This window comes from Nonomuraea sp. NPDC005501 (assembly GCF_040605905.1).
Classification (GTDB): Bacteria; Actinomycetota; Actinomycetes; order Streptosporangiales; family Streptosporangiaceae; genus Nonomuraea.
In genome coordinates, this window is sequence record NZ_JBEXDT010000186.1 from 1 (window position 1) to 6,570 (window position 6,570).

Genomic DNA, 6,570 nt, shown 5'->3' on the forward strand with positions numbered 1-6,570 from the left:
GGCGCCGTCGTGGCCCGCGCCGGCACGCGTCCCCGCGCCGAGGTCGCCTCCGCGTACACCGGGGCGTTCCACGCGGCGCTCGCCGAGCGGGCCCGCCCCGGACGCAACGTCAACGCCCTCCAGCACTGCCTGGGCATGCTCGGCCTCGACCCGGCCCGCCGCGACCACCTGGCCGGCGTCATCGGCGCCTACCGGGCCGGCCTGGTGCCGCTGAGCGTCCCGGCCACGCTGATCCGGCACGACGCGGAGGGCGAGGGAGCCGCCTACGTGCGCGACCAGACGTTCCTGTCGCCGTACCCGGACGAGCTGGCGCTGCGCCACCACGTCCCCGCGTGACCTGCGCCCGCGACGGCAAACACCGCCTCACCACCCGGGTCAACGGCGACTGGGCACCCCTCGGCGTCTTCACCGACGCGCTCGCCGCCGAGTTCTGCCCTGCCGCGTCCTGGCATGTCCGGAGCACGTACGCGAAGGACAGCCATCGGCCTCACCCGCGGGTCACGAGACCTTCGAGCGGGTGAGGCGCCCCCGTCCCCTTCGCCACTACTCCGGCATGAGGACCTTGTCGATGACGTAGACGGAGGCGTTGCCCGTCGGCACGTTGCCGCAGACCACCTTCGCCGTGTTCACCGTGTAACTGTCGCCGGAGCCCCGCACCGTGAGCCTGCCGCCCTCCAGCGTGGTCAGCCGGGCATCGGCCAGGTCGGCGGGCGCCTGCCTGCCCTCGGCCACGTGGTACGTCAGGATCTTCGTCAGCGCCTGGCGGTTGGCCAGGACCTTGTCCAGGGTGCCCTTCGGGATGGCCGCGAACGCCTCGTTGGTCGGGGCGAAGACCGTGATGTCCTGCGCGGTGTTGAGCTTGTCGGCCAGGCCCGCCTCCTTGAGCGCGCCCACGAGCGTGGACAGCTCGGGGATCCGCGAGGCCGCGGTCGCCACCGGCTGGCCCGCGATGGCCGCCACGTTCGCGTCGGCGGCGGCGGGACACCCGGGACCGAACGGCGCCTCCGGCGCGCCCGTGGAGGAGGCCGCGGACGCGGCGTTCGCGCCCACGAAGGTCGTGGCCAGCGCGAGCGCCGCCGCGAGCAGAGATCTCTTCATGTTTCGTCGTTCCCCTCAGTGGAGCACCTGGCGGGCCGCTGCGGGCCGCGCCTCTTTCCCTCTCCTCCGGTACGCGGGACGTCCGGGGATGCGGATTTCAGCCAAAGAGAGGGCAAAGAGGCGGAGGGAACCGGAGCGCCACGCCGTTCGTCACCCTCATACCGGTACAAACCGCCGAACGTCGAAAGAGGCCCCATGCGCAGCGCCCTGTTAGGAAATCTCGGCTCCCAGCAGGGACCCGGCACCTTCGCCCTGGCCAACTCCAAGATGCTCCGCGTCGAGCTCCCACCCGAGGTGCTGGCGCGTCAGGGCTCGATGGTCGCCTTCCAGGGCCGGATGGACTTCTCCTACGAGGGCGCCGGCGGCGTGGGCAAGCTGCTGAAGAAGGTGGTGACCGGTGAGGGCGCGCCGCTCATGCGCGTCACCGGCGAGGGCGTGCTGTTCCTCGCCGACAACGCCGACGACATCCACCTGTTCCACCTCGACGACGACGCCCTGACCGTCAACGGCCGCAACCTGCTCGCCCTCGACGCCTCGCTCACCTGGGACATCCAGCGGCTGCAGGGTGCCGGCGTGGCCGCGGGCGGCCTGTTCAACATGACGATCAGGGGCACGGGCTGGGTGGCGGTCACCGCGCACGGCGCCCCCGTGGTGCTCGACGCCTCGCGGCTGCCGACGTTCGCCGACAGCCAGTCCGCCGTGTGCTGGAGCGCCGGGCTGCACGTGGGCGTGAACCGCACGTTCAAGGCGGGCGCCCTGATCGGCCGGGGCAGCGGCGAGGCGGTGCAGCTCGCCTTCCAGGGCCAGGGGTTCGTCCTCGTCCAGGCGAGCGAGGGCCGGCCGGTCGTCCGCGCCCAGTGAGCCGGTCGTGCCGGCGCCCGCTCACCGACCCGCACGCCCACGGCGGCGACCCGGCCGATGCCTTCCATGTGGTGGCGCCTCCCTGCCGGATCCTAAGATCCGAGGCGTGGCCAGATACTTCGATCTTCATCCGGACAATCCCCAGCCTCGCCTGATCAGCCAGATCGCCGAGATCCTGCGGGCGGACGGGCTTATCGCCTACCCCACCGACTCGTGCTACGCCCTCGGATGCCAGCCGGGCAACAAGGAGGGCATCGACCGGATCAGGGAGATCCGCGGCCTTGGCAGCGACCACCACTTCACCCTGCTCTGCCGCGACTTCGCCCAATTCGGCCAGTTCGTTCACCTCAGCAATGCGCTGTTCCGCCAGGTCAAGGCGGCGACTCCCGGCGGTTACACCTTCATCCTGCCCGCGACCAAGGAAGTGCCGCGGCGGCTGCTGCATCCCCGGAAGAAGACCGTCGGCGTCCGCATCCCTGATCACGTCGTCACCCAGGCGCTGCTGGCCGAGTTCGGCGAACCGCTGGTGTCCAGCACCCTGCTGCTGCCCGACGAGACCGAGCCACTGACGCAGGGCTGGGAAATCAAGGAGCGGCTCGACCACCTGGTGGACGCGGTCCTCGACTCCGGCGAATGCGGCGCCACTCCGACGACTGTCGTCGACTTCTCGCAGCAGGAGCCGGAGATTCTTCGCCGGGGCACGGGAGATACGTCCCTGTTCGAATAGGCCCGGGAAAACAGCATCCCGCCCGATCAAGATGATCGGACGGGATCGGCTGGTTGTGGAGCTATGGGGATTCGAACCCCAGACCTCCTCCATGCCATGGAGGCGCGCTACCAACTGCGCTATAGCCCCTGGTCACCGCTTCGAGTGCTCTCGTGAACGGCGCTCAGGAAGCATATAGTCATCCGCACGATTCGCCTAATCGCGGCCCCGCACCACCGGTGAGCGGCGGTGCGGGCCGTGAAGGGGCTCAGGTCTGGGCGTCGGGCCGGTCGTCGCTGCTGATGGGCTCCGGCAGCGTGCCCGCGTTGTGCTCCAGCAGCCGCCATCCCTTGCGGCCCTCCTGCAGCACCGACCACGAGCAGTTGCCCAGCCCGCCCAGCGCCGGCCACAGCTCCTCGGGCAGGCCGAGCAGCTCGCAGATGCCGAGCCGCAGCGCGGCGCCGTGCGAGGCGATCACGAGCAGGCCGTCGTCGTCGAGCTTGGCGGCCCAGCGGCGGATGGCCGCGGCGACGCGCGCCGCCACCTCCGTGACGGGCTCGCCGTCGGGGGCCTCCCAGGCGATGTACTCCTCCGGCCAGCGGGCGGCGATCTCGTCGCGGGTGAGGCCCTCCCACTGCCCGCCGCCCCGTTCACGGAAGTCCTTGTCCACGGCCACGTCGAGGCCGACGAGCCGGCCGAGCGCGAGCGCGGTGTCGTTGGCGCGCCGCAGGTCGGAGGAGACGATCATGCTGGGGCGCAGGGACGCCAGCAGCGAGGCCGCCCGGGCCGCCTGGGCCTGGCCGGTCTCGTCCAGGGGGATGTCGGAGTGTCCCTGGAAGCGGTGCTCGACGTTCCACAGCGTCTGCCCGTGCCGGAGGCAGACGATCCGCTTGCTCAACTCCTGGCTCGCTGGATGTTGGCCTGCATCACGGCCTCCGGCAGCGTGATGGCGGGGCAGTCCTTCCACAGCCGCTCCAGGGCGTAGAAGGTGCGGTCCTCCTCGTGCTGCACGTGCACGACGATGTCGAGGTAGTCGAGGAGCACCCAGCGGCCCTCACGCTCGCCTTCGCGGCGGACGGGCTTGGCGTCGGCCTCGGTGCGCAGCCTCTCCTCGATCTCGTCGACGATGGCGCGGACCTGGCGGTCGTTGGTGGCGGAGCAGAGCAGGAAGGCGTCGGTGATGACGAGCTGCTCGCTCACGTCGTAGGCGAGGATGTCGTCGGCCAGCTTGTCCGCCGCGGCCTCGGCGGCGATCCTGACCAGCTGGACGGCTCTGTCAGATGCGGTCACGATGCGGGTCTGTCCTCCTGTGTAGGCAATCTGCCTTGTGCTGAGCCTACCTTCTCCGCCCGGACCCCTCACTCCCGCCGCGGAAGCCGTGAGCGTACAAGGTGAACGAGGGGCGCGCCGGTCAGTCCTGGCGGTAGAGGCCGCGCTTGTTGATGTACTGCACGATGCCGTCGGGGACGAGGTACCAGATCGGCTCGCCGTTGGCCACGCGCTGCCGGCACTCGGAGGAGGAGATGGCCAGGGCGGGGATCTCCAGCAGGGTGACCTTGCCCTCGGGCAGGCCGGGGTCGTGCAGCGTGTGGCCCGGCCGGGTGCAGCCGACGAAGTGCGCGAGGCCGAACAGCTCGCTCGCGTCCTGCCAGGTGAGGATGGCGCCCAGGGCGTCGGCGCCGGTGATGAAGAACAGCTCGGCGTCCGGCCCGTACGCCCGCGACACGTCGCGCAGCGTGTCGATGGTGAACGTCGGCCCGGGCCGGTCGATGTCCACCCGGCTGACCGAGAACCTGGGGTTGGACGCGGTCGCGATCACCGTCATCAGGTAGCGGTCCTCGGGCGCCGACACCTCTCGCTCCGACTTCTGGTACGGCCGGCCCGTCGGCACGAACACGACCTCGTCGAGCTCGAAGTGGTGCGCCACCTCACTGGCGGCGACCAGGTGACCGTGATGGATGGGGTCGAACGTCCCACCCATCACTCCCACGCGTCGCTTCCCCAGAACATCAGGCGCAAGCATCATGTGTGGGACCTTACGCGGAACCCCTACCAGAAGATGAGGGGACCCCCCTCGGCGAGACCCGCGCATCGCCCACGATGCCGACGTAGCATGCCGGGCATGACGACCACCCCGGACCGCAACCGCGTCCAACTGCCCGGCATCTCGTCCCGTGCCTACGAACACCCCGCAGACCGGTCCGCCCTGGTCGCTCTGCGTAAGTTGAGCGGGTTCGACACGGTTCTCAAGCAGATGTCCGGTCTCATCAGTGAGCGGCGGCTGCGCCTGATGTACCTCGCATCGGCCGTACGGGTGAGCGAGACCCAGTTCCGCTCCCTGTACGACATGGGGCGCGACGCCGCCTACACCCTCGACCTGCACCGGATCCCCGAGATCTACGTCCAGCAGGACCCCCAGGTCCAGGCCAAGGCCATCGGCTTCGACGACCCGTTCATCGTGGTGACCACCGGACTGCTCAACCTCATGAACGAGGAGGAGCAGCGTTTCGTCATCGGCCACGAGACCGCGCACATCCTGTCCGGACACGCGGTCTACCGGACGATGCTCGACATCCTCACCCGCCTGGCCACCCGCGTCGCGTGGATCCCCCTCGGCTACATCGGGCTGCGCGCCATCGTGGCCGGCCTGGAGGAGTGGTACCGCAAGTCGGAGCTCTCCTGCGACCGCGGCGGCCTGCTCGTCGGCCAGGACCCGGAGGCGGGCAAGCGGGCGCTGATGAAGCTGGCCGGCGGCGCCTACACGCACGAGATGAACATCGAGGCCTTCCTGGAGCAGTACAACGAGTACGACACCGCGGGCGACCTCCGCGACGGCTTCCTCAAGGTGCTCAACCTGCTCGGCACCACCCACCCGTTCGCCGTGGTGCGCGTGGCCGAGCTGGACAAGTGGCAGCGCAGCGGCGAGTACGACCGCATCGTCGCCGGCGACTACCCCCGCCGCGAGGACGACGCCAACGCCCGGGTCACCGACGAGGTCAAGGCCGCGGCCGAGTCCTACCGCGCATCCTGGTCGCAGTCGCAGGACCCGTTCATCGGCGTGCTGCGCGACGTGGCGGAGGGCGCAGTCAACGCGGGCGAGCGCATCTTCAACCGCTTCTCCCGCCGCGACGGCGGCCAGGGCTGACGGCCCAGGCCCCCTTCCCCGAACGCTCCGGGGCCGGCCTCACCGACTGTTGTCGGAGCAGCCAGGTTCTGGAGCACTCAGGTTCTGGAGCACTCAGGATCTAGAGCAGCAGAGCGATCGCGCGCACGGCCGCCGCGCACAGGGCGACGAACCCGCCCAGCACGGCCAGTGCGCGCAGCCCCTCGCGGCGCAGCTCCGGCAGCCGGGCGCCGATCCGCTCGATCTCGCGGCCGGTGATGCCGCCGCACAGCATGCCGAACACCACGCCCGCGGCGGTGACCGGCGCGGGCTGCTGCCACCAGTCGGAGCCGATCTGACCGCCGCCGGTGAGCCAGAGCGCTCCGCCGGCCGCCACCACGACGGGCACGCCCGGCCAGAGCGCCGCGGTCACCGCCGAGCCGGTGGCCGCGAACGGGAACACCAGCACCCGCAGCGCCACCCGCCAGCGCCGTGACGTGCGGTTGCGGACCACCCAGTGGCTCATCCAGATGGTCCGCGTCAGCACCACGAACACCGCCGTGATGCCGATGGAGGCGATCGGCCACATCACCGACGCCACCACGCACGGCACGGCCAGCACGGCCAGCAGCAGGAGCGCGGCATTGCCCGCGGGCAGCGAGGTGGAGCCGGGCTCCGACCTGAAGCGGGCGGCGCGGCCCCCTCGCGCCTGGGCGGCCGCCGCCTTGGCGCGCACCGGCGATCTGTTCACGGGCGCCGCCAAGTGAACATCCTCTTCCTGATGACCGACCAGCACCGGGCC

Annotated in this window: 9 protein-coding genes and 1 tRNA gene; 4 read left to right on the top strand and 6 right to left on the bottom strand. The window is 70.7% G+C overall.

Going from position 1 to position 6,570, the window contains the following annotated elements:
* A partial coding sequence (locus ABZS51_RS41955; RefSeq protein ID WP_355453723.1) for a YbgA family protein occupies positions 1 to 336 on the top strand: 336 nt, incomplete at its 5' end.
* 207 nt (positions 337 to 543) lie between these two features.
* Here ABZS51_RS41955 and ABZS51_RS41960 read toward each other — a convergent pair.
* A complete protein-coding gene (locus tag ABZS51_RS41960) occupies positions 544 to 1,098 on the bottom strand; it encodes a fasciclin domain-containing protein (RefSeq protein WP_355453725.1) in 555 nt (184 codons plus the stop codon).
* A 195-nt stretch (positions 1,099 to 1,293) separates the two neighbouring features.
* On the opposite strand from ABZS51_RS41960, the gene ABZS51_RS41965 reads away from it, so the two are divergent.
* Both ABZS51_RS41965 and ABZS51_RS41970 read left to right on the top strand, forming a co-directional pair.
* Positions 1,294 to 1,959 (top strand): AIM24 family protein, encoded by a 666-nt coding sequence (locus tag ABZS51_RS41965; RefSeq protein ID WP_355453728.1) that lies wholly within the window; start codon positions 1,294 to 1,296, stop codon positions 1,957 to 1,959.
* Between the two features lie 106 nt (positions 1,960 to 2,065).
* On the top strand, positions 2,066 to 2,686 hold the full coding sequence (locus ABZS51_RS41970; protein WP_310711737.1) for an L-threonylcarbamoyladenylate synthase: 621 nt from the start codon (positions 2,066 to 2,068) through the stop codon (positions 2,684 to 2,686).
* A 56-nt stretch (positions 2,687 to 2,742) separates the two neighbouring features.
* Here the strand turns inward: ABZS51_RS41970 and ABZS51_RS41975 are convergent.
* The 4 genes from ABZS51_RS41975 to nadD all read right to left on the bottom strand — a co-directional run bounded on the left by ABZS51_RS41975 (position 2,743) and on the right by nadD (position 4,691).
* Positions 2,743 to 2,815, bottom strand: a tRNA-Ala gene (locus ABZS51_RS41975).
* A 118-nt stretch (positions 2,816 to 2,933) separates the two neighbouring features.
* Complete coding sequence (locus ABZS51_RS41980) at positions 2,934 to 3,563, bottom strand: histidine phosphatase family protein (protein ID WP_355453731.1); 630 nt, start codon at positions 3,561 to 3,563, stop codon at positions 2,934 to 2,936.
* Positions 3,560 to 3,955 carry a ribosome silencing factor gene (gene rsfS, locus ABZS51_RS41985; RefSeq protein WP_310711740.1) on the bottom strand — a complete coding sequence of 132 codons (396 nt, stop codon included), beginning with the start codon at positions 3,953 to 3,955 and terminating at the stop codon, positions 3,560 to 3,562. Before rsfS ends, ABZS51_RS41980 begins: the two co-directional genes overlap by 4 nt.
* Before the next feature lie 121 nt (positions 3,956 to 4,076).
* Positions 4,077 to 4,691 (bottom strand): nicotinate-nucleotide adenylyltransferase, encoded by a 615-nt coding sequence (gene nadD / locus ABZS51_RS41990; protein WP_355453734.1) that lies wholly within the window; start codon positions 4,689 to 4,691, stop codon positions 4,077 to 4,079.
* Positions 4,692 to 4,787: 96 nt separating this feature from the next.
* On the opposite strand from nadD, the gene ABZS51_RS41995 reads away from it, so the two are divergent.
* Positions 4,788 to 5,810 carry a M48 family metallopeptidase gene (locus ABZS51_RS41995; protein WP_310711742.1) on the top strand — a complete coding sequence of 341 codons (1,023 nt, stop codon included), beginning with the start codon at positions 4,788 to 4,790 and terminating at the stop codon, positions 5,808 to 5,810.
* A gap of 100 nt (positions 5,811 to 5,910) precedes the next feature.
* Here the strand turns inward: ABZS51_RS41995 and ABZS51_RS42000 are convergent, their stop codons facing one another.
* Positions 5,911 to 6,519 carry a hypothetical protein gene (locus ABZS51_RS42000; RefSeq protein ID WP_355453737.1) on the bottom strand — a complete coding sequence of 203 codons (609 nt, stop codon included), beginning with the start codon at positions 6,517 to 6,519 and terminating at the stop codon, positions 5,911 to 5,913.
* Between the last annotated feature and the right edge of the window lie 51 nt (positions 6,520 to 6,570).

What these genes read in the sequence shown, in the direction of transcription:
- nadD (WP_355453734.1), bottom strand. Translation starts at nt 4,691, where the DNA reads ATGATGCTTGCGCCTGATGTTCTGGGGAAGCGACGCGTGGGAGTGATG.
- ABZS51_RS41995 (WP_310711742.1), top strand. Translation starts at nt 4,788, where the DNA reads ATGACGACCACCCCGGACCGCAACCGCGTCCAACTGCCCGGCATCTCG.
- ABZS51_RS41960 (WP_355453725.1), bottom strand. Translation starts at nt 1,098, where the DNA reads ATGAAGAGATCTCTGCTCGCGGCGGCGCTCGCGCTGGCCACGACCTTC.
- ABZS51_RS41965 (WP_355453728.1), top strand. Translation starts at nt 1,294, where the DNA reads ATGCGCAGCGCCCTGTTAGGAAATCTCGGCTCCCAGCAGGGACCCGGC.